This is a genomic window from uncultured Roseobacter sp. (assembly GCF_947495275.1).
Taxonomy (GTDB): domain Bacteria; phylum Pseudomonadota; class Alphaproteobacteria; order Rhodobacterales; family Rhodobacteraceae; genus Roseobacter.
This window is the reverse complement of record NZ_CANLYL010000007.1, coordinates 41,341-60,139: the sequence shown is the minus strand read 5'-3', so window position 1 is coordinate 60,139 and position 18,799 is coordinate 41,341. Positions and strand designations below refer to the sequence as shown.

Sequence of the window (18,799 nt, the reverse complement as noted above, 5' to 3'; positions counted from 1 at the left end):
ATTAATGAGAGGCGGATTTTGCCGATAAAAAGATGTGGTCAAAATTCGCGTTCAGGGCTAGCGTCTCAGAGACACCACACAATTGCAGATTTCATTCGTAAAACCCTGGAAGTCATTTCATGTCTGACACAATGCACCCCTTGGCCCCCCACCATTTGCCGCACTATTTTGCCACGGCGGATGGCAGCGATTACCTCTTCACAGTGATGGTTTTCTTTTTGCTGGGTGTGATCTTGCTGGTCGGGGTGGCTTACTTCACGCTGCATGCCTTGCCCGAACAGATGGCACACAAGGGCAATGCAACCCAATTGCAATTGATAAGCATTCTGGCGATGTTGGCGCTCTTCACCCACAACAACATATTCTGGGTCGCCGCGTTGGTCCTTGCCGCATTCAGGCCACCCGATATCGTCACCCCCTTGTCGTCCATCGCGCAGTCCCTTCAAGCCATGGTCAGCAAGGAAAAGTAAGATATGTTCGAGCTTATTTTCTGTTCTTTGTTGACGGTTCTTCCCGATTACCTCTTGCGCCGCCGCTTTCAGGGCAAGCGATGGGGCGTGGAGATCGACTTTTTTACCGTCTGGTACGAATTGCGCTGGGGCATCACCATGTGTGCGATGCTCACCACGATGCTGATCACCATCGTCTTCTACTATCATCCGTCGACGTCAAATGTGGCGTCTTTCTTTAGGACGCTGACCATCCTGTCAGAGGGCGGTGGGCGCGTCGAAGAGGTATTTGTTGAGATCAATCAGGATGTGAAAGCGGGCGATCCGATTTTCAAACTTGACGGCAGCAGCCAGGAGGCTTCCGCTGAAACCGCGCGCCGTAAGATCGAAGAGGTTGATGCCGCTCTGGCAGTTGCCGAAGCGCAGCGGGGAACCGCAAATGCCGTGCTGGCTCAGGCACAGGCAGGCTATCAGCAAACGCTGGAGGATTTTCAACGGCAAACGGCCTTACGTGACCGTGGTTCGACCGCCGTAAGCGAACGGGATGTGACGGTATTGCAGAACGAGCTTGCCGTCCGACAAGGCGAAGTGGATGCAGCAAAAGCCGGGCTGGACGCCTTGCAGGTTCAACTGGATGTGCAGTTGCCTGCGCAACGGGCTAGTGCAAAGGCGGCGTTGGAACAAGCCGAGACCGAGATTGAAAAACTCACCGTCTATGCCGGTGTGGATGGGACGATCGAACAACTGACCCTGCGCAAAGGTGATATCGTCAATCCGATCCTGAGACCTGCCGGGATTCTGGTTCCGGCGGATGCTGGCCGCAACAGATTTCAGGCAGGGTTCTCACAAATCTCTGCTCAGGTCATCAAGAAAGGCGGCGTCGCCGAGATCATGTGTGCCTCCAAGCCCTTTACGGTGATCCCGATGGTGATCACTGAAGTACAGGATGTGATTGCCTCGGGACAGCTACGCCCTTCGGACCGTCTGCTTGATGTGCAATTGCAGGGCGCGCCCGGGACAATTCTGGCGTTCATGGAACCCATATTTCCCGGTCAGACAGATGACATTCCACCTGGCAGCAGATGCCTTGCCAATGCGTATACCTACAACCATGAATTGCTTGAGGATCCCTCCTTGGGCTTTGGTCGCCGGGTGTTTTTGCACGTCGTAGATACGGTGGGTGTCGTTCATGCGGCGGGGCTGCGCATTCGGTCGCTGCTGCTGCCACTGCAAACTCTGGTCTTCACCGGCCATTGAATTGTCTACCCACGCGCTGCCAGACAAGGAAACCAAAGCTAAGTGACCATAGAACAACGCCATTCGGGTGTGTTATCGCCAAATCTGGCAGGTGCGTTGTTGATGATGGCCTCGATGGCCTGTTTCACATTCAATGACGCGCTGCTCAAGGCAACGGGCGGTGCTGTGCCGCTGTTTCAGTTGTTGTTTTTGCGGGGGTGTCTGGCCACAGTGCTCATCGCTGCCTTGGCATGGTCTCGCGGGGCTTTCAGGTTCGATATCACGCCAAGCGACTGGGCGCTGATCGCATTGCGATCCCTTTCCGAGGTGGGCGCCGCCTATTTCTTTGTCACCGCACTGCTCAACATGCCCCTGGCAAACATCACGGCAATCCTGCAGATTTTACCGCTGACGGTAACGCTGGGATCGGCGCTCTTCTTTCGCGAAGCTGTCGGTTGGCGTCGAATGACGGCCATCCTGATAGGATTTTGCGGCATGCTTCTGATTGTCAGGCCGGGTCCGGATGGATTTACTCTATGGTCTTTATACGCACTGATCGCGGTGTTGTGCGTCACCGCACGTGATCTGTCCACGCGCCGGCTGTCAAAGGGCGTGCCGTCGCTGCTCGTGACATTTTCCGCTTCACTGGCTGTTCTCATCGCAGCTGGCGGCGCGTCACTGACGATCACATGGTCGCCTGTTTCAAATGACATGGGGCTTTTGATTGCCTCCTCTTCGCTCTTTATCGTCGGAGGCTACTTCTTCAGTGTACAGGTGATGCGCGCGGGGGACATTTCCTTCATAGCTCCCTTTCGCTACACCGGGCTCATTTGGGCGCTGATCCTGGGATGGTTGGTTTTCGGCGAGTGGCCCGCCTTCGTAACCTTGTTGGGGGCCTTCATCATTGTCGCAATGGGGCTGTTCACCCTCTACCGCGAGCGCAACCTAATGCGGAGCTGAGAAAAGGCGACGCACGTTATCAGCATCTATATTGTAGGTCATTTTGAAATGGACCTCACCTGCGGCGTCCAGCGGTTGGAGTTGGACTGGCCTGGGTTCGGTCTTCTGACGTGAATCGTTGTAGGGGTGTATGCCGCGCAACATCATATCGGTACCCGTAAAGGTGAGTGTCGGCATATGTTGCCAGATCTTGTTGTGGCTGAAACTCATGATCGTTTGCTGGGACTTGGGACGCGTCACAATGGCCATTCCGGCGGCCCAATAGCTCTCTTTTACGGCGGCCGCCTCAATGCCTTCCGCATTTGGGCGGGCGATGTAGCCTTGGTTGAAATCAATCGCGACCGATTGACTGTCTTCGAGAATTTGGAGGGCAGGTACTGCACGTCTGCGCAGTTCTGCCACAAATCCCCGTGCGACCGCGTCATCGTCATCAAGTCGAAACTGGATGCAGGGCGCCTTCTTGTTGCTTCGCAAAGCATTGAGGGCGTCGTTCATCACCTCGCGGTGCGGGCCGGGCGCGTGGCGTTGAACAACGATTTGGGGGATATCTTTGACCAGATCGCGCAGACGTTCTGAATACCGGCGTGGCAGGCTGTCGCCAACCACGATCAGAAAGACAAAGTCAGCGTCAGTTTGCGCCCGGATTGAGGGTAGAGTGAAGGCTTCAAACAGGGCGAACCTCGTGGCCATTCTGTCAGGGTCATAGAGATAGGCCCGTCTTTCGGCCAGCGAGGCACTGCGAACCTGAAAACCACCAATCGCGGGATAAGAAAATCGGCAAATGCCAATCACTTGCATAACATGGTGCCCCTTGGTTCTAGCGCGGTAAATCCCCTTGCAGCATTGCAGTGTGATGAGTGTATGACAAGACAGGCGGGGCTGTTGACACCGGGTGCGACTCCTTTTATACGCCCGCTATCTCGACGGCAGGAAAATCTCCTGTACGCCGAAATCTGAATTGAAGTGGTCACGATCCGGCCTCCTATCGGCCCGATCCTCTGTAAACCCACCGCGTCGTTTCCTCGGTACGGAAACGTGGCGGTCTTTTCGGTTTGCGCCATAGGCGCATGAACATCGCAGGCGGACGCGCCCGCGAGACAGTATTAACCGCATGGGGGTCGTCCTCGTGCACACATATGTGAGCAACACGGGGAAAGAACCGGAATGCCAACGATCCAACAGCTGATCCGCAAGCCGCGGCAGCCTAAAATTAAACGTTCAAAGTCCATGCACCTGCAGGAATGCCCGCAGAAGCGTGGCGTTTGTACGCGTGTCTACACGACCACTCCGAAGAAGCCGAACTCGGCAATGCGGAAAGTGGCCAAGGTTCGCCTGACCAATGGCTTTGAAGTCATCAGCTACATCCCGGGTGAGTCCCACAACCTTCAGGAACACTCCGTGGTTCTGATCCGTGGCGGCCGTGTCAAAGACCTTCCCGGTGTCCGTTACCACATCCTGCGTGGTGTTCTGGATACCCAAGGCGTCAAAGACCGTAAGCAACGTCGTTCGAAATACGGCGCGAAGCGTCCGAAGTAAGAGGAATAAAGCATGTCCCGTCGCCACGCAGCCGAAAAACGCGAAGTCCTGCCCGACGCCAAATATGGTGATCTGGTTCTGACAAAATTCATGAACAACCTGATGATCGACGGCAAGAAGTCGGTCGCAGAACGTATCGTTTACAGCGCGATGACTCGCGTTGAAGACAAGATCAAACGCGCACCCATCGAGGTTTTCCACGAAGCGTTGGAAAACATTCAACCCTCCGTCGAAGTGCGTTCGCGCCGTGTTGGTGGTGCCACCTATCAGGTGCCTGTCGAAGTGCGCCCCGAGCGTCGTCAGGCGCTGGCGATCCGCTGGTTGATCAAAGCCGCCCGTTCGCGCAACGAGAACACGATGGAAGAGCGCCTTGCCGGTGAGCTTCTGGACGCTGTTCAATCCCGCGGCACTGCCGTGAAGAAGCGCGAAGACACCCACAAGATGGCCGACGCCAACAAAGCGTTCAGCCACTACCGCTGGTAATTACAGTCGCGCCCTATTGGGGCGCGATGATCCGTTTTAGATACCTCAAGGAAGCAGCCCCATGGCACGCGACTATCCGCTCGACCGCTACCGCAACTTTGGCATCATGGCGCATATTGATGCCGGTAAAACAACCTGTTCGGAACGCATCCTGTATTACACAGGCAAGTCCCACAACATCGGTGAGGTGCACGATGGTGCGGCCACCATGGACTGGATGGAGCAGGAGCAGGAACGCGGCATCACCATCACATCTGCGGCGACAACAACCTTCTGGGAGCGCACCGAGGACGGTGCGACCGCGGACACGCCCAAGCACCGTATGAACATCATTGACACGCCTGGCCACGTTGACTTCACCATTGAGGTTGAGCGTTCGCTGGCGGTTCTCGACGGCGCAGTTGCCGTTCTGGATGCCAACGCCGGTGTCGAGCCACAGACAGAAACGGTCTGGCGCCAGGCGGATCGCTACAAAGTTCCGCGCATCGTGTTCGTCAACAAGATGGACAAGATCGGCGCAGACTTCTTTAACTGCGTTCACATGATCCAGGACCGTACCGGTGCGACGCCGTGCCCGATCCAGATCCCGATTGGGGCCGAGAACGAGCTCGAAGGCATGATCGATCTGGTCACCATGGAAGAGTGGGTCTGGGAAGGCGAAGATCTGGGTGCTTCCTGGGTGAAAAAGCCAATCCGCGACAGCCTGAAGGCGCAAGCCGAAGAATGGCGTGGCAAGATGATCGAAACCGCCGTCGAAATGGACGACGATGCGATGATGATGTATCTCGAAGGCGAAGAGCCTGATGTACCGACGCTGCGCAGTCTGATCCGCGCCGGAACGCTGGCCATCAAATTCATTCCCGTGCTTTGCGGGTCCGCGTTCAAGAACAAAGGCGTTCAGCCGCTGCTCAACGCTGTGATCGATTACCTGCCGTCGCCGATGGATGTGGTTGACTACATGGGCTTCAAACCCGGTGACGAGACAGAAACCCGTGACATCGCTCGCCGCGCGGACGACAACATGGCGTTCTCTGCGCTGGCGTTCAAGATCATGAATGACCCCTTCGTCGGCACGCTGACCTTCACACGCGTCTATTCCGGTGTGCTGAACAAGGGTGACACGCTGCTGAACTCGACCAAAGAGCGTAAAGAGCGCGTGGGTCGGATGATGATGATGCACTCCAACGATCGCGAAGAGATCACGGAAGCCTTCGCGGGCGACATTATCGCGCTGGCAGGTCTGAAGGACACTACAACCGGGGACACGCTCTGCGCTGTCAATGATCCGGTCGTTCTGGAAACCATGACCTTCCCTGATCCGGTGATCGAGATTGCGGTTGAGCCAAAAACCAAGGCTGACCAAGAGAAGATGTCCACAGGTCTGCAACGTCTTGCTGCCGAAGACCCGTCTTTCCGCGTGGAAACGGATCTGGAATCCGGTCAGACCATCATGAAGGGCATGGGTGAATTGCACCTCGACATCCTGGTGGACCGTCTGAAGCGTGAATTCAAGGTTGAGGCCAACATCGGTGCGCCGCAGGTTGCCTACCGCGAGACCATTGGTCACGAGGTCGAGCACACCTACACGCACAAGAAACAGTCGGGCGGTTCGGGTCAGTTCGCCGAGGTGAAAATGATCATCTCTCCGACAGAGCCGGGCGAAGGCTATTCCTTCGAGAGCCGCATCGTGGGTGGTGCTGTTCCGAAAGAGTACATTCCTGGTGTTGAAAAAGGCATCCAGTCGGTCATGGACAGCGGCCCCCTGGCCGGCTTCCCGGTGATCGATTTCAAGGTGGCCCTGATCGACGGTAAATTCCACGATGTGGACTCTTCGGTTCTGGCCTTTGAAATCGCCGCCCGTATGGGCATGCGCGAAGGCATGAAGAAAGCCGGCGCGAAACTGCTCGAGCCGATCATGAAGGTCGAGGTTGTGACGCCTGAGGAATACACCGGTGGCATCATTGGTGACCTCACATCCCGTCGCGGTCAGGTGCAGGGTCAGGACACACGCGGTAACGCGATTGCCATCGATGCCTTCGTACCGCTGGCCAATATGTTCGGTTACATCAACACGCTGCGGTCGATGTCGTCGGGTCGTGCGAACTTCACAATGCAGTTCGACCACTACGAGCCGGTACCACAGAACATCTCTGACGAGATTCAAGCGAAATTCGCATAACACCGGGGCGCCTTCGGGCGCCTCGATCCAACTTCGAGCGGGATTGCCGCTCACCAGAACACTAAGGAGAGGCCACCATGGCAAAGGCAAAGTTTGAACGTACGAAACCGCACGTAAACATCGGCACGATTGGTCACGTTGACCACGGCAAGACGACGCTGACGGCTGCGATCACGAAGTATTTTGGCGATTTTCAGGCCTATGACCAGATTGATGGCGCGCCGGAAGAGAAAGCCCGCGGGATCACCATTTCGACCGCGCACGTGGAATATGAAACCGACGCGCGTCACTATGCCCACGTCGACTGCCCTGGCCACGCGGACTATGTGAAAAACATGATCACCGGTGCGGCGCAGATGGACGGCGCGATCCTGGTTGTGAACGCGGCTGACGGCCCGATGCCCCAGACCCGCGAGCACATCCTGCTCGGCCGCCAGGTGGGCATTCCTTACATGGTTGTCTTCATGAACAAAGTTGACCAGGTGGACGACGAAGAGCTGCTGGAACTGGTGGAAATGGAAATCCGCGAGCTGCTGAGCTCTTACGAGTACCCCGGCGACGATATTCCGATCATCGCGGGCTCGGCCCTGGCGGCGATGGAAGGCAACAATCCGGAGATTGGCGAAGCGAAGATTCGCGAATTGATGGCAGCGGTTGACGAATACATCCCGACACCGGCGCGCGCGGTTGACCAGCCGTTCCTGATGCCTGTGGAAGACGTGTTCTCGATCTCCGGTCGCGGTACCGTTGTGACGGGGCGTGTTGAGCGTGGCGTGATCAACGTGGGCGACGAGATCGAAATCGTGGGCATCCGCGACACCAAGAAAACCACCTGCACAGGTGTTGAAATGTTCCGCAAACTGCTGGATCGCGGTGAAGCGGGTGACAACATCGGCGCCCTGCTGCGCGGTATCGACCGTGAAGGCGTGGAACGCGGCCAGGTGCTCTGCAAGCCGGGTTCTGTGACGCCGCACACCAAGTTCGAAGCCGAAGCCTACATCCTGACCAAGGATGAGGGTGGCCGTCACACGCCGTTCTTCGCGAACTATCGTCCGCAGTTCTACTTCCGCACCACGGATGTGACCGGCACGGTTCAGCTGAACGAAGGCACCGAGATGGTGATGCCGGGCGACAACGTGTCTTTCGGCGTTGAACTGATCGCACCCATTGCCATGGAAAACGGCCTGCGCTTCGCCATCCGCGAAGGCGGCCGCACCGTCGGCGCCGGCGTCGTCAGCAAAATTACGGAGTAGTTTCCAACTCGCTCTGGACATTCGGGGTGCCGGGTCATATTCGGCACCCCAGCCATTTCGGGACCCAGGTCTCGAGACGCACAAAGGCGCGACGAAGGGTGGCAATAAGGCTGCTCTTCCTCTCCGTTTACAGACCCATCGTTAGGGAAATAGAAAATGGCAATTCAAAGCCAAAACATTCGCATTCGGCTGAAGGCGTTTGACTATCGTGTGCTGGATGCGTCCACGCAGGAAATCGTCAACACCGCCAAGCGAACCGGCGCATCTGTTCGCGGCCCGATCCCGCTGCCGAACAAGATCGAAAAATTCACTGTTCTGCGTGGTCCCCACGTCGACAAGAAATCTCGTGACCAGTTCGAAATCCGCACGCACAAGCGCCTGCTGGATATCGTTGATCCGACGCCCCAGACCGTAGACGCGCTGATGAAGCTCGATCTTGCGGCTGGCGTGGACGTCGAGATCAAGCTGCAATCGTAAACGTAGGAGGGTAATTTCATGTTGCGCTCAGGCGTTATTGCAAAAAAAGTCGGGATGACCCGGCTGTTCATGGAAGACGGCAAACAGATCCCTGTGACCGTTCTTCAACTCGATAAGCTGCAGGTCGTTGCCCAGCGGACCGTTGAAAAGGATGGCTACACAGCTGTTCAACTCGGTGCCGGTGTGGCCAAAGCCAAGCGGACAAGCCAGGCCATGCGGGGCCACTTCGCTTCTGCGAAAGTGGAACCCAAGCGTAAAGTGGCTGAGTTCCGCGTAGACGAAGAGAACCTGATCGGTGTTGGCGAAGAAATCATCGCGGATCACTACTTTGAGGGTCAGTTCGTTGACGTGGCGGGCACCTCCATCGGTAAAGGGTTTGCCGGTGCGATGAAGCGCCACAACTTCGGCGGTCTGCGCGCGTCGCACGGTGTATCGATCTCTCACCGGTCGCACGGCTCCACGGGCCAATGTCAGGATCCGGGCAAGGTTTTCAAAGGCAAGAAGATGGCCGGTCACATGGGCGCTGCCCGTGTCACCACGCAGAACCTGCAGGTCGTTCGCACAGACACAGACCGTGGCCTGATCATGGTCAAAGGCGCTGTGCCGGGCTCCAAAGGGGGCTGGGTTACAGTCAAGGATGCGGTCAAGAAACCATTCCCTGAGAATGCGATTCTGCCTGCTGCTTTGAAATCTGCTGCCGAGGAAGCAGCAAAAGCCGCTGAAGAAGCTGCTGCTGCTGCTGCCGCCGAGGCCGAAGCAGAAGCCAAGCGTCTGGCTGAAGAACAAGCCGCCGCGGAAGCCGAAGCGCTGAAAGCTGCAGAAGCGGAAATCGCAGCGGACAAGGCGGATGATGCACCCGAAGCTGGCGAAGACAAGAAAGAAGGTGACGCATGAAACTCGATGTCATCAAACTCGACGGCAAGAAAGCCGGTTCGGTAGAGCTGGACGAGGCGCTTTTCGGTCTGGAGCCGCGCGCGGACATCTTGCACCGCGTCGTGCGCTGGCAGCGTAACAACGCGCAGGCTGGTACGCACAAGGTCAAGACCCGTTCGGAAACCAGCTATTCGACCAAGAAGATCTATCGTCAGAAGGGCACCGGCGGCGCACGCCACGGCTCCCGCAACGCGCCGATCTTCCGCGGTGGTGGTATCTACAAGGGCCCGACCCCGCGCAGCCACGGTCACGAGTTGACCAAGAAGTTCCGCAAGCTGGGTCTATGTCACGCGCTTTCTGCCAAAATGAAAGCAGGCGAGCTCGTGATCATCGACGAGGCCTCCTCCGAAGGCAAAACTGCCGCTCTGGCCAAACAGGTCGCAAACCTGGGCTGGAAACGCGCGTTGGTCATCGACGGTGCATCTGTGAACGAAGACTTCGCCCAAGCCGCGCGCAACATTGACGGTCTGGATATCCTGCCGACAATGGGCGCAAACGTATATGATATCCTCAAGCGTGATACGCTGGTGATCACGAAGGCGGGTGTCGAAGCACTGGAGGCTCGCTTGAAATGAGTGCCAAGGCAGAACATTACGATGTGATCCGCAAGCCGATCATTACCGAGAAAGCCACCATGTCATCCGAAAATGGCGCGGTTGTCTTCGAAGTGGCTATGGACAGCAACAAACCGCAGATCAAGGAGGCTGTTGAAGCGCTCTTTGGTGTGAAGGTCAAAGCGGTCAACACCACGATCACCAAAGGCAAGGTGAAGCGTTTCCGCGGCCAACTCGGCAAGCGGAAAGACGTCAAGAAAGCCTATGTGACGCTGGAAGCCGGCAACACGATTGACGTGTCTACCGGCCTTTAAGCCGCTTGCAATATCTATGCGAAACCCCGGCCTCATTAGAGGCTGGGGTTTTTTTGTTTGAGCGTTTCAAATTAGCCAAGGCGTTGTGAGGTCCGGTTGAATTGACTCTGATCCACGGGCCCCCGGTGTCAGTCGACAACAAAACGGCCACAGTTGTCATGCACTCACAGGTTGTAGCGCGGTTTCACTTTTCGAGGATTGTGTAGCAAACCGGCCACCAACCAGCGTTTTTTCCGTGCTATTCTAATCGCTTGTGAAGAGTCTGTTCTCAGTGCCGCGCAGCGGAACGTTTTTGAATGTCCAGTAAGTTCAAAAATTTCATCTCTTCGAGAGGTCGATGTTGTGTCGAATATGGAAGCAAGCGGCGGTACCGAACCGATACCTGAAGGTGAACCCGGGGCGACGGAGCATCCGGTATTTGAAGCGGGTTGGAAAGATCGCCTGAGTGAGGCACGGGCCAAACGCAACAGGCTCCTTTCATCGCGACGCCGTAGCGGCCCTGAGGACACGACATCAGATCCATCGATACCCAAAGGCGATGTGTCTGGTGAAGAGCCGGAGCCTGGAAACCACGAGCGGACAAGTTTCTGGCTCGGCGTTATACATGCCAATGCGCGCGTTCTGATGTTGGTGTTTTTCGGCGCGGCAGGCTTGGGTCTTGGCGTTACGCTTGGCATTGGTGCCCTGACGGGTGTTGGTGCGTCGCGGGTTGTGACCGTTGACCCGGTGCCCGATCCCGTACTGACCGTGCAGACACAAAAGGTCGCAACCGTGACGCCGCCTCTTGAGGAAAGCCCGCCGCCCGCAAAGCCTGTGGTGATAGATGCGGTCCTTGCGGACGCCGGCAACATTCCCGACGTTCTGGACATGCCGCTGACCGTGGTGGAACCATCCCCCCTGCGGGTCGAAAACATCAGTCTACCCGCGATCTCAGCCGTGCAATACATGCGCGCAGATACGGAACCTGCCGCCGCGCTCAACCTGCGCTCGCTGCCTGATCTATCCGCAACCGACACCGACGAAATGATCTACGATGCGTTCACAACGGATCGCTTGCGGTTCTTTATCCACGCACCTGACGGCATTTCCAACGGCAGGTTGCAGGCCTATGTCTCCAATCTGGAAGACGCGGGTATAGCCGTCGCAGCAATCGGGCGCGAGAACTTTCGCGTCTCAGCCACGCATTTGCGTTATTACAGCCCACAAAACGCAAGCGTCGCTCAAAATGTGGCAAGTAATCTTGGCGTTGAGGCCCGCGACTTCTCCCAAAATTCGACCAACACAGAGAGAATTGAGGTCTGGTTGGCGGGCCGACCCAAAGCTGTAGAAGAAATCGAAGAGCCTCAGGTAGGTTTCTTTGCCCGGCTCTTCAACAGTCAGAAGGTTGATGCGGAGGCGCTCAGCGAGATCGACTAGTTCGCCTCATTGATCAGCAAAGCCGCGCATTCCGGTGAGCCATTCGGCCTTTTAAGCAAAAGCTGACAAGGAGGCCGGTCCCGGCGACGATAAAATTCAGCAAAAAGCATAAAGCGTGGCTTTGCCTCGCTTGACCCTACAGACCCAATCCCCTAAGAGAGCCCATCGGCAAGGCCCCGGATTCGTCCGGGGCTTCGTTGTTGTCCGAAAGGGCATCTAAATCGGGCACCTACGGGGGCCTTCATACCATAGGTGGGGCGACCCGCCGTACAGCAAAACGGAAGACAGACAACATGGCACTCAAGTCGTATAAACCGACGACGCCGGGCCAGCGTGGGCTGGTACTGATCGACCGTTCGGAGCTCTGGAAAGGCCGCCCGGTCAAAGCCCTCACCGAAGGCTTGACCAAGAACGGCGGACGGAACAACACCGGACGGATCACGATGCGCCGCAAAGGCGGCGGGGCAAAACGCCTCTACCGGATCGTTGACTTCAAACGGAACAAAATGGATGTAGCGGCCACGGTCGAGCGCATCGAATATGACCCTAACCGGACAGCTTTCATCGCCCTCGTGAAATACGAAGACGGCGAACAGGCCTACATCCTGGCACCGCAGCGTCTGGCCGTGGGTGACAGCGTGGTCGCAAGCGCAAAAGCAGACATCAAACCCGGCAACGCGATGCCCTTCTCGGGCATGCCCATCGGGACAATCGTGCACAACATCGAGATGAAGCCCGGCAAGGGTGGTCAGATCGCCCGTGCCGCCGGTACCTACGCCCAGTTCGTGGGCCGTGATGGTGGTTACGCTCAGATCCGTCTGAGCTCGGGTGAGCTGCGTCTGGTGCGTCAGGAATGCATGGCCACCGTTGGTGCGGTCAGCAATCCAGACAACTCCAACCAGAACTACGGTAAAGCGGGCCGCATGCGTCACAAGGGCGTCCGCCCGTCTGTGCGTGGTGTTGTCATGAACCCGATCGATCACCCGCATGGTGGTGGTGAAGGTCGGACCTCTGGTGGTCGTCACCCGGTAACCCCATGGGGCAAGCCGACAAAGGGTGCAAAGACCCGGAACAAGAACAAAGCGTCCAGCAAGCTCATTCTGCGCTCGCGGCACGCCAAGAAGAAGGGACGTTAATTCATGTCTCGTTCAGTATGGAAAGGTCCTTTTGTCGACTCATATGTGTTGAAAAAGGCCGAAGCGTCCCGCGAGAGCGGTCGCAATGAAGTGATCAAAATCTGGTCGCGCCGTTCGACAATCCTGCCTCAGTTCGTGGGTTTGACTTTCGGTGTCTACAATGGCCACAAGCACATCCCAGTTAACGTATCCGAAGAAATGATCGGTCAGAAGTTTGGTGAATATTCGCCAACGCGGACCTATTACGGTCATGCTGCGGACAAAAAAGCGAAGCGGAAGTAAGCCATGAGCAAGGATAAAAATCCCCGCCGCGTGGCTGACAACGAAGCCATGGCAAAACTGCGCATGCTTCGTACAAGCCCGCAGAAACTGAACCTCGTCGCCGCGATGATCCGGGGCAAGAAAGTCGACAAGGCCCTGACGGACCTGACTTTCTCCAAGAAACGGATCGCACTGGATGTGAAGAAATGTCTTCAGTCCGCCATCGCGAACGCGGAGAACAACCACAACCTCGACGTGGACGAACTGGTCGTCGCAGAGGCCTATGTGGGCAAAAACCTTACCATGAAGCGTGGGCGTCCGCGCGCGCGTGGCCGGTTCGGCAAGATCATCAAGCCGTTCTCGGAAATCACGATCAAAGTGCGTCAGGTAGAGGAGCAAGCCTAATGGGTAACAAAGTCAATCCGATTGGCATGCGCCTGCAGGTGAACCGCACCTGGGACAGCCGCTGGTATGCCGACACCAAAGATTACGGTGACCTTCTGCTGGAAGACATCGCGATCCGTGATTTCATCAAAGAAGAATGCAAACAGGCCGGTGTGGCCCGTGTGATCATTGAGCGTCCGCATAAAAAATGCCGCGTGACGATCCACACAGCCCGCCCCGGTGTCATCATCGGCAAGAAAGGGGCGGACATCGAAGGTCTGCGTCAGAAAATCGCCAAGATGACCGACAGCGAGCTGCATCTCAACATCGTTGAAGTGCGCAAGCCGGAACTGGATGCACAACTCGTTGGTGAGAGTATTGCACAGCAGCTGGAGCGCCGGGTTTCTTTCCGCCGCGCCATGAAGCGTGCGGTGCAGAACGCGATGCGCATGGGGGCCCTGGGCATCCGTGTGAATGTTGCGGGCCGTCTAGGCGGTGCGGAAATCGCGCGGACCGAATGGTACCGTGAAGGTCGCGTGCCTTTGCACACTTTGCGTGCTGACATCGATTACGCACATGTCGAGGCAACAACCGCCTACGGCATCATCGGGATCAAGACCTGGATCTTCAAAGGCGAGATCATGGAACATGACCCGGCGGCGCGTGACCGTAAAGCACAGGAACTCCAGGATGGCCCAGCACCTCGCGGTGCAGGCGGTCGTCGCTAAGGGGGAATGACAGATGCTACAGCCAAAACGCACGAAATTCCGCAAACAGTTCAAGGGCTCGATCAAGGGTCTGGCGAAGGGTGGGTCTGACCTGAACTTCGGCACCTATGGTCTCAAGGCGATTGAACCCGAGCGGGTCACAGCACGTCAGATCGAAGCGGCCCGCCGCGCGATGACACGTCACATGAAACGTCAGGGCCGGGTCTGGATCCGGATTTTCCCGGATGTACCTGTCACGGCCAAACCCATCGAAGTTCGTATGGGTAAGGGTAAAGGCTCGGTCGACCGTTGGGCGGCCAAGGTCAAACCGGGCCGCGTGATGTTCGAAATCGACGGTGTGAATGACGACATCGCCCGCGAGGCCCTGCGTCTGGCGGCAATGAAATTGCCGATCAAGACACGGGTCGTGGTCCGCGAGGACTGGTAACTCCGTCGTTTCCGCACTGCGGGAACGACGCTAGCGGAGGCAGCGTATTTACGTGTAAATGCGCGTTCCTCCCCCGGCAAAGTTAGAAGCCCCCGTTGAGAAATCAGCGGGGGTTTGTTTTTTGAGCGTCAGCGGTTAGCATTTGGCACAATGGTTTACTTGTTGAAAAGAATGTCTCAAAAATCCAGCTATCTTGTGCTTTCAATGCTCTGGTTGTTCGTTACGTTTCCCAACATATCTCAGTCTTCAGACACTGCGGTGAGAGACGTGCCGAAGTGGCTGAATGGCTGCCTTTCGTTGGCCTCCTCTGAAAGCGATACAATGAAGCCTGAAATGGAGCTGCACTGTGCTTCACGCGCTTTTGACTATTGCGAAATCGGACGATTAGAGCAGGAACGCTACGTTTGCATGTCAGAATTGGCGGCGCATCTTGAGGCGGAAATTGAAGAGCGTCTTCCTCTTTTGACATCCTATACATCCCTGACTGGCTTTAAAAAAATGAGATATGAGCGCGGCATAGCTAAATTGAAAAACGGGGATCTTCCATCCTGCCAACACAGTTGGAATACGACTGAATGCAGGGCGTTTCAGGCTGTAGGCCGCTGGTTAGATGTGCGCGGCCTATCTCGTTTGGCTGGATTGCCTGTCGGTGGCCTTGAGGTGCCAGATGATGAATGAACATGGGATATTCAACCGGCCCAGCCATAATTGAAGCTCACCGAAATCCGTTCTTCTTCCGCCATGTTGAGCGGGACTTCGTGGCGGAGCCAGCTTTCCCAGAGGAGAACGTCTCCGGGTTCGGGGGTGACATAGGAGAAGGTCTGCAACTCGGCGGGGGCGCCTTTCCGGCGCGGGGGGGCGGCCATCATTAGGCCCAGGCGCGGGTCTTCGAGCTTCAGGGCACTGGCACCGGGAGGGACGGCGACGTAGGTGGTGCCGCTGATCACCGAATGCGGGTGGATGTGGCTGGTGTGGATGCCGCCGGGGGGCAGGATGTTGATCCAGATGTCTTCGAGTTTCAGGGGTCTGTCGCCAAGATCGAAAGCGAGGTCCTTGGCGAAAGATTTCACGTGTTTGTCGAGACACTTGACCAGATCTTTGAAGATCGGGAAGCGGTAGGGCAGGTCGGTCAGCGAGGCGTAGCTGGTGTAGCCGGGATAGCCGTTGTCATCACACCAGTTCTGCCCCGCCTCGTCATCTTCGGCGATGGACCAGCAGGAGGCTTCGAGCTCTGCTGTATCAATGGGTTTGCCGTGCTCCGAGAGAGCGGCACGGTAGAGGCGGGTGACGAAGAGGGATTCGATTGTGGACATGGCCCTGTCTTAGCCGAGCGACGCAGCGCTGGCGAGAGGGGTTAAGGGCGCGACCGCGCAACACTCCGATGCACGCAAATTCGGAGTCGCGAGCGGCGGGTCCGGAACGCCAGTTAATGCCTGAAAAACAGAGGTTTTGAATGATGTTCCATCCGTGCACAGAACGTGCACAGGCCGTGCACCGAAAATCCGCGGAGGGTGGGGTTAATAGGCCGGACGGTATAGAAGGATTAATTGTCCGTTACTGCGCATAGGGGGTGGTGGCGTGGGGCCCCCGGGTAGAGACTTTGGCCCTGCTCTGAAGGGGGCGGCAAATTCGATGTGGCAGCAGGTGTCACACATACATCGCCATCTGTTGTGCCGATTTCGGTGCTTGAGTGGCCGGCGAGGGTGCCATGTCTGAGTTGAATGGCGTCGGGAGGCACGCTTGCAGCTGACGAAGCGGTGCTTTGCAACAGCTGTCGGAAAAATCGCCGGTTAACCCTACGTCAACCTGTGTTCCCGGATCGTCATTAACACGACGTTAACCATTCCTAAAAAAATATCTGCGAAAAGTACTCTTGAGGAAATCATGAACGTCCAAACGGCCCCGATCAACGACAAGCGGAAGAAAGCATACCAACCAGTAGCGAACATCATCCAGAGAGACACCCATCTCGAAACGCTGACTGCCTTTGATCAGAACCGTCAGGCGGCGTATTCTGAAGGCGAGACGCGGATTTTCAACGTCGCCAGTGGGATGAAGGTTCCAATCACATTTTCTGACCCGACGTTGCCCGACTGCCCCCTCGTGTTTGCCAACAGTGCTTTTGAATACCTGACGGGATTCCGGTCATCCATGCTGATGGGAAGCAATTGCAGATTTCTGCAAGGTGAAGACACCGACCGAGATGAGATTGCAAAGATACGGAACGCTGTCGAAAGATGCCGGGCGACCGAGGCGATCATCGTCAACTACAAGGCAAATGGCATGCGGTTCCAAAATCTGCTGGCGATCCGGCCGATCTGGTTTTTTCCTGACCGGTGTTTGCTGATGGGGTGCCAGAACGAATTCAACTTCGGGCTGCGGCGCCGCCAAATCGAGCGCAGCTATTACAGCCAATTTGAGAACGCCGCGCAGATGTGCATGAAGCTTCGAGATCAAGAGGCCAAGGCGCGTCAGGCGCTTGTGATGCAGGCGGAGGCCGTGGCCGCGCGGATCAGGAATTGCATCCTGAGGCAGAAAGCCCGGCTCTGATCTGCGTTGTCGGCGTGAGGATTTTGCGCCGCAAAACACGGAACGAGGTTATTCGGTGCCAAGTCGCGCCCCGATGGATCAATCGACGCGTCAATCTCATGAACCCTGCAAAAGAGATATGCCGCAGATTGCGCTTTGCGCTTGCAATCTGTAGACGCGAATGCGAGCTTTAGTGTCGTTGAAACAATAGGTTATAGGCTGTTTATGCGCACGCGTCTGTTGCGTTTATCGGTGTTATTTTTGCTTTGTTTGGCGGTTAATCCCGCACTGGCGCAAAGACTAAAGTCCATGCAGATTGATGAGAGCTTCGTGGTCACGCCGTTTGGGCCGCGTAACGTCGTCAATGGAAAGCAGACCTACGGCACGCTTGCGTTACATAAGGTTGTAAATGTGAACGGTAAAACGTTCATCTGCGGTGGGATATACAATTTCCCCATTCTATCGACGCATTGGAGGAAGTTCATTCAGCGCGCCGCTGTGATTGCTTCTGATGGCACTCAGATCAAAAAGGGGCTGACGCGTTTGTCGATAGATTTATCAACAAACGAACAGCACGCAATTCGACGGATGCGTACCGATTTGTCAAAGCCGTTGCCGGTGGATGCACGCAAAAAGCTTGCCAGATCGTATGATGTAACCGCTGATCCAAGGCATTTTCTGTGTCAGACGGTAAAATGCGCAGGGAGCTCCAGGAAATGGCGTCCGGTCTTCTCCGATGGACGATCTTTTGTCACCTTCCCGTCCCGTATCCTTGTGCGCGTCCCTGACGAGGGTTTGGTCACTGGGTTTCACTGGAAACGGTCGTGTTTTGAATCGTTCTTCTATAGCTCCCAAAGCGACCGAGACAGGCAGTACCACGGATCAGGACGGGCGTTCGAACAGACTGGTGAGCTTCAGTATGTCTGCAACTACTCTTTAACCAGGTCCGAAGAGATACTGAGAATGACCCAGTAGGTGGACTGGCCCACGATCTTCCCGCCGGTCCGCCGCCGGTCCTCTGTCGCACCGGTCTCGTGTTTCGGACAGGCGATCAACTCTTGGTCCTGCGCTTTGAGAGCTACGGTGTTTTCGCTCTCGCCCAGCAGGACGCAGACGTCATCGTCGTTCGGGTAGGGCCGCTGTATATTCAGAAACGCCTTCTCGGACGGGCTGAGCCAGGTTTGCTCGGGAGAGCCGGAGGGCAAGGTGCCTCCCGCACAGGCCGATAGGGTGATCAACAGACCAAATAGCGGCAGTATCTTGGCAACATGCATCACGACAAATCTTTCTCTGTAGCGCGTCACTTCCACCATTGCCCAAACCCACCGACAAAACAACCACGGGCTCGGCAGAAGACTCGGACAACCGACTGGATTGCAGAGGCGTTTGCACCCTACGGCATCCGTTCCCTGCAAGGTTCGTCGGACCCGATCATCTGGGCCGGGAATAAAGGGTTGCGATCATCGCGACATGGGCCTATACGGCCCCTTCATCATGAACTCCACGGGAATCATCGGTGACGCCTCATGGCGGCCTACTCGTGA

The 18,799-nt window shown here is 56.5% G+C and carries 22 protein-coding genes; 19 read left to right on the top strand and 3 right to left on the bottom strand.

From position 1 onward, the window contains the following. Positions 1–119 precede the first annotated feature (119 nt). The 3 genes from Q0802_RS13920 to Q0802_RS13910 are packed head-to-tail and all read left to right on the top strand — an operon-like array spanning position 120 to position 2,645. Positions 120–470 (top strand): hypothetical protein, encoded by a 351-nt coding sequence (locus Q0802_RS13920; RefSeq protein WP_298919298.1) that lies wholly within the window; start codon positions 120–122, stop codon positions 468–470. Positions 471–473: 3 nt separating this feature from the next. After that, a complete protein-coding gene (locus Q0802_RS13915) occupies positions 474–1,706 on the top strand; it encodes a biotin/lipoyl-binding protein (protein ID WP_298919294.1) in 1,233 nt (410 codons plus the stop codon). Positions 1,707–1,748: 42 nt separating this feature from the next. After that, positions 1,749–2,645: a DMT family transporter gene (locus Q0802_RS13910; RefSeq protein ID WP_298919293.1), complete on the top strand. Its 897-nt coding sequence runs from the start codon at positions 1,749–1,751 to the stop codon at positions 2,643–2,645. On the opposite strand, the gene Q0802_RS13905 is transcribed toward Q0802_RS13910, so the two are convergent. Then, complete coding sequence (locus Q0802_RS13905; protein WP_298919291.1) at positions 2,631–3,443, bottom strand: putative rhamnosyl transferase; 813 nt, start codon at positions 3,441–3,443, stop codon at positions 2,631–2,633. The genes Q0802_RS13910 and Q0802_RS13905 overlap by 15 nt on opposite strands. 366 nt (positions 3,444–3,809) lie before the next feature. Between Q0802_RS13905 and rpsL the strand changes: the two genes are divergently transcribed. From rpsL to Q0802_RS13830, 15 genes are all read left to right on the top strand, one after another. Next, positions 3,810–4,181: a 30S ribosomal protein S12 gene (gene rpsL, locus Q0802_RS13900; protein ID WP_011570072.1), complete on the top strand. Its 372-nt coding sequence runs from the start codon at positions 3,810–3,812 to the stop codon at positions 4,179–4,181. A gap of 12 nt (positions 4,182–4,193) precedes the next feature. Then, positions 4,194–4,664, top strand: a complete 471-nt coding sequence (rpsG, locus tag Q0802_RS13895) for a 30S ribosomal protein S7 (protein ID WP_298919290.1) — start codon at positions 4,194–4,196, stop codon at positions 4,662–4,664. A 61-nt stretch (positions 4,665–4,725) separates the two neighbouring features. Further along, positions 4,726–6,843: an elongation factor G gene (gene fusA, locus Q0802_RS13890; protein ID WP_298919288.1), complete on the top strand. Its 2,118-nt coding sequence runs from the start codon at positions 4,726–4,728 to the stop codon at positions 6,841–6,843. 77 nt (positions 6,844–6,920) lie between these two features. Beyond that, positions 6,921–8,096, top strand: a complete 1,176-nt coding sequence (tuf, locus tag Q0802_RS13885) for an elongation factor Tu (protein WP_298919286.1) — start codon at positions 6,921–6,923, stop codon at positions 8,094–8,096. 162 nt (positions 8,097–8,258) lie between these two features. Then, positions 8,259–8,573, top strand: coding sequence for a 30S ribosomal protein S10 (gene rpsJ, locus Q0802_RS13880; protein ID WP_108838874.1), 315 nt, complete (start codon positions 8,259–8,261; stop codon positions 8,571–8,573). 18 nt (positions 8,574–8,591) lie between these two features. Beyond that, complete coding sequence (gene rplC / locus Q0802_RS13875; protein ID WP_298919284.1) at positions 8,592–9,467, top strand: 50S ribosomal protein L3; 876 nt, start codon at positions 8,592–8,594, stop codon at positions 9,465–9,467. After that, complete coding sequence (gene rplD / locus Q0802_RS13870) at positions 9,464–10,081, top strand: 50S ribosomal protein L4 (RefSeq protein WP_298919282.1); 618 nt, start codon at positions 9,464–9,466, stop codon at positions 10,079–10,081. Before rplC ends, rplD begins: the two co-directional genes overlap by 4 nt. Continuing rightward, positions 10,078–10,374, top strand: coding sequence for a 50S ribosomal protein L23 (locus Q0802_RS13865; protein WP_298919281.1), 297 nt, complete (start codon positions 10,078–10,080; stop codon positions 10,372–10,374). The genes rplD and Q0802_RS13865 overlap by 4 nt, the downstream gene beginning before the upstream one ends. A 342-nt stretch (positions 10,375–10,716) precedes the next feature. Next, positions 10,717–11,790 carry a hypothetical protein gene (locus Q0802_RS13860; protein ID WP_298919279.1) on the top strand — a complete coding sequence of 358 codons (1,074 nt, stop codon included), beginning with the start codon at positions 10,717–10,719 and terminating at the stop codon, positions 11,788–11,790. Positions 11,791–12,083: 293 nt separating this feature from the next. Continuing rightward, positions 12,084–12,926, top strand: coding sequence for a 50S ribosomal protein L2 (rplB, locus tag Q0802_RS13855; protein WP_298919277.1), 843 nt, complete (start codon positions 12,084–12,086; stop codon positions 12,924–12,926). Between the two features lie 3 nt (positions 12,927–12,929). Next, positions 12,930–13,208, top strand: coding sequence for a 30S ribosomal protein S19 (gene rpsS / locus Q0802_RS13850; RefSeq protein ID WP_025059469.1), 279 nt, complete (start codon positions 12,930–12,932; stop codon positions 13,206–13,208). A 3-nt stretch (positions 13,209–13,211) separates the two neighbouring features. Beyond that, positions 13,212–13,592: a 50S ribosomal protein L22 gene (gene rplV / locus Q0802_RS13845; protein WP_195819734.1), complete on the top strand. Its 381-nt coding sequence runs from the start codon at positions 13,212–13,214 to the stop codon at positions 13,590–13,592. Then, positions 13,592–14,299 carry a 30S ribosomal protein S3 gene (gene rpsC, locus Q0802_RS13840; RefSeq protein WP_298919274.1) on the top strand — a complete coding sequence of 236 codons (708 nt, stop codon included), beginning with the start codon at positions 13,592–13,594 and terminating at the stop codon, positions 14,297–14,299. The genes rplV and rpsC overlap by 1 nt, the downstream gene beginning before the upstream one ends. A gap of 13 nt (positions 14,300–14,312) precedes the next feature. Further along, a complete protein-coding gene (gene rplP / locus Q0802_RS13835; protein ID WP_298919273.1) occupies positions 14,313–14,726 on the top strand; it encodes a 50S ribosomal protein L16 in 414 nt (137 codons plus the stop codon). Between the two features lie 267 nt (positions 14,727–14,993). Continuing rightward, positions 14,994–15,404, top strand: a complete 411-nt coding sequence (locus Q0802_RS13830) for a hypothetical protein (protein WP_298919272.1) — start codon at positions 14,994–14,996, stop codon at positions 15,402–15,404. An 11-nt stretch (positions 15,405–15,415) separates the two neighbouring features. Here Q0802_RS13830 and Q0802_RS13825 read toward each other — a convergent pair whose 3' ends face one another. Beyond that, on the bottom strand, positions 15,416–16,039 hold the full coding sequence (locus Q0802_RS13825) for a TIGR02466 family protein (RefSeq protein WP_298919271.1): 624 nt from the start codon (positions 16,037–16,039) through the stop codon (positions 15,416–15,418). A gap of 571 nt (positions 16,040–16,610) precedes the next feature. Between Q0802_RS13825 and Q0802_RS13820 the strand changes: the two genes are divergently transcribed. Continuing rightward, complete coding sequence (locus Q0802_RS13820; RefSeq protein WP_298919270.1) at positions 16,611–17,276, top strand: PAS domain-containing protein; 666 nt, start codon at positions 16,611–16,613, stop codon at positions 17,274–17,276. 908 nt (positions 17,277–18,184) lie between these two features. Here the strand turns inward: Q0802_RS13820 and Q0802_RS13815 are convergent. Continuing rightward, positions 18,185–18,559, bottom strand: coding sequence for a hypothetical protein (locus Q0802_RS13815; RefSeq protein WP_298919269.1), 375 nt, complete (start codon positions 18,557–18,559; stop codon positions 18,185–18,187). Between the last annotated feature and the right edge of the window lie 240 nt (positions 18,560–18,799).

What these genes read in the sequence shown, in the direction of transcription:
- Q0802_RS13915 (WP_298919294.1), top strand. Translation starts at nt 474, where the DNA reads ATGTTCGAGCTTATTTTCTGTTCTTTGTTGACGGTTCTTCCCGATTAC.
- rpsL (WP_011570072.1), top strand. Translation starts at nt 3,810, where the DNA reads ATGCCAACGATCCAACAGCTGATCCGCAAGCCGCGGCAGCCTAAAATT.
- rplD (WP_298919282.1), top strand. Translation starts at nt 9,464, where the DNA reads ATGAAACTCGATGTCATCAAACTCGACGGCAAGAAAGCCGGTTCGGTA.
- rplB (WP_298919277.1), top strand. Translation starts at nt 12,084, where the DNA reads ATGGCACTCAAGTCGTATAAACCGACGACGCCGGGCCAGCGTGGGCTG.
- fusA (WP_298919288.1), top strand. Translation starts at nt 4,726, where the DNA reads ATGGCACGCGACTATCCGCTCGACCGCTACCGCAACTTTGGCATCATG.
- rplC (WP_298919284.1), top strand. Translation starts at nt 8,592, where the DNA reads ATGTTGCGCTCAGGCGTTATTGCAAAAAAAGTCGGGATGACCCGGCTG.
- rpsS (WP_025059469.1), top strand. Translation starts at nt 12,930, where the DNA reads ATGTCTCGTTCAGTATGGAAAGGTCCTTTTGTCGACTCATATGTGTTG.
- Q0802_RS13865 (WP_298919281.1), top strand. Translation starts at nt 10,078, where the DNA reads ATGAGTGCCAAGGCAGAACATTACGATGTGATCCGCAAGCCGATCATT.
- rpsC (WP_298919274.1), top strand. Translation starts at nt 13,592, where the DNA reads ATGGGTAACAAAGTCAATCCGATTGGCATGCGCCTGCAGGTGAACCGC.
- Q0802_RS13920 (WP_298919298.1), top strand. Translation starts at nt 120, where the DNA reads ATGTCTGACACAATGCACCCCTTGGCCCCCCACCATTTGCCGCACTAT.
- rplV (WP_195819734.1), top strand. Translation starts at nt 13,212, where the DNA reads ATGAGCAAGGATAAAAATCCCCGCCGCGTGGCTGACAACGAAGCCATG.
- tuf (WP_298919286.1), top strand. Translation starts at nt 6,921, where the DNA reads ATGGCAAAGGCAAAGTTTGAACGTACGAAACCGCACGTAAACATCGGC.
- rpsG (WP_298919290.1), top strand. Translation starts at nt 4,194, where the DNA reads ATGTCCCGTCGCCACGCAGCCGAAAAACGCGAAGTCCTGCCCGACGCC.
- rplP (WP_298919273.1), top strand. Translation starts at nt 14,313, where the DNA reads ATGCTACAGCCAAAACGCACGAAATTCCGCAAACAGTTCAAGGGCTCG.
- Q0802_RS13825 (WP_298919271.1), bottom strand. Translation starts at nt 16,039, where the DNA reads ATGTCCACAATCGAATCCCTCTTCGTCACCCGCCTCTACCGTGCCGCT.
- Q0802_RS13905 (WP_298919291.1), bottom strand. Translation starts at nt 3,443, where the DNA reads ATGCAAGTGATTGGCATTTGCCGATTTTCTTATCCCGCGATTGGTGGT.
- Q0802_RS13820 (WP_298919270.1), top strand. Translation starts at nt 16,611, where the DNA reads ATGAACGTCCAAACGGCCCCGATCAACGACAAGCGGAAGAAAGCATAC.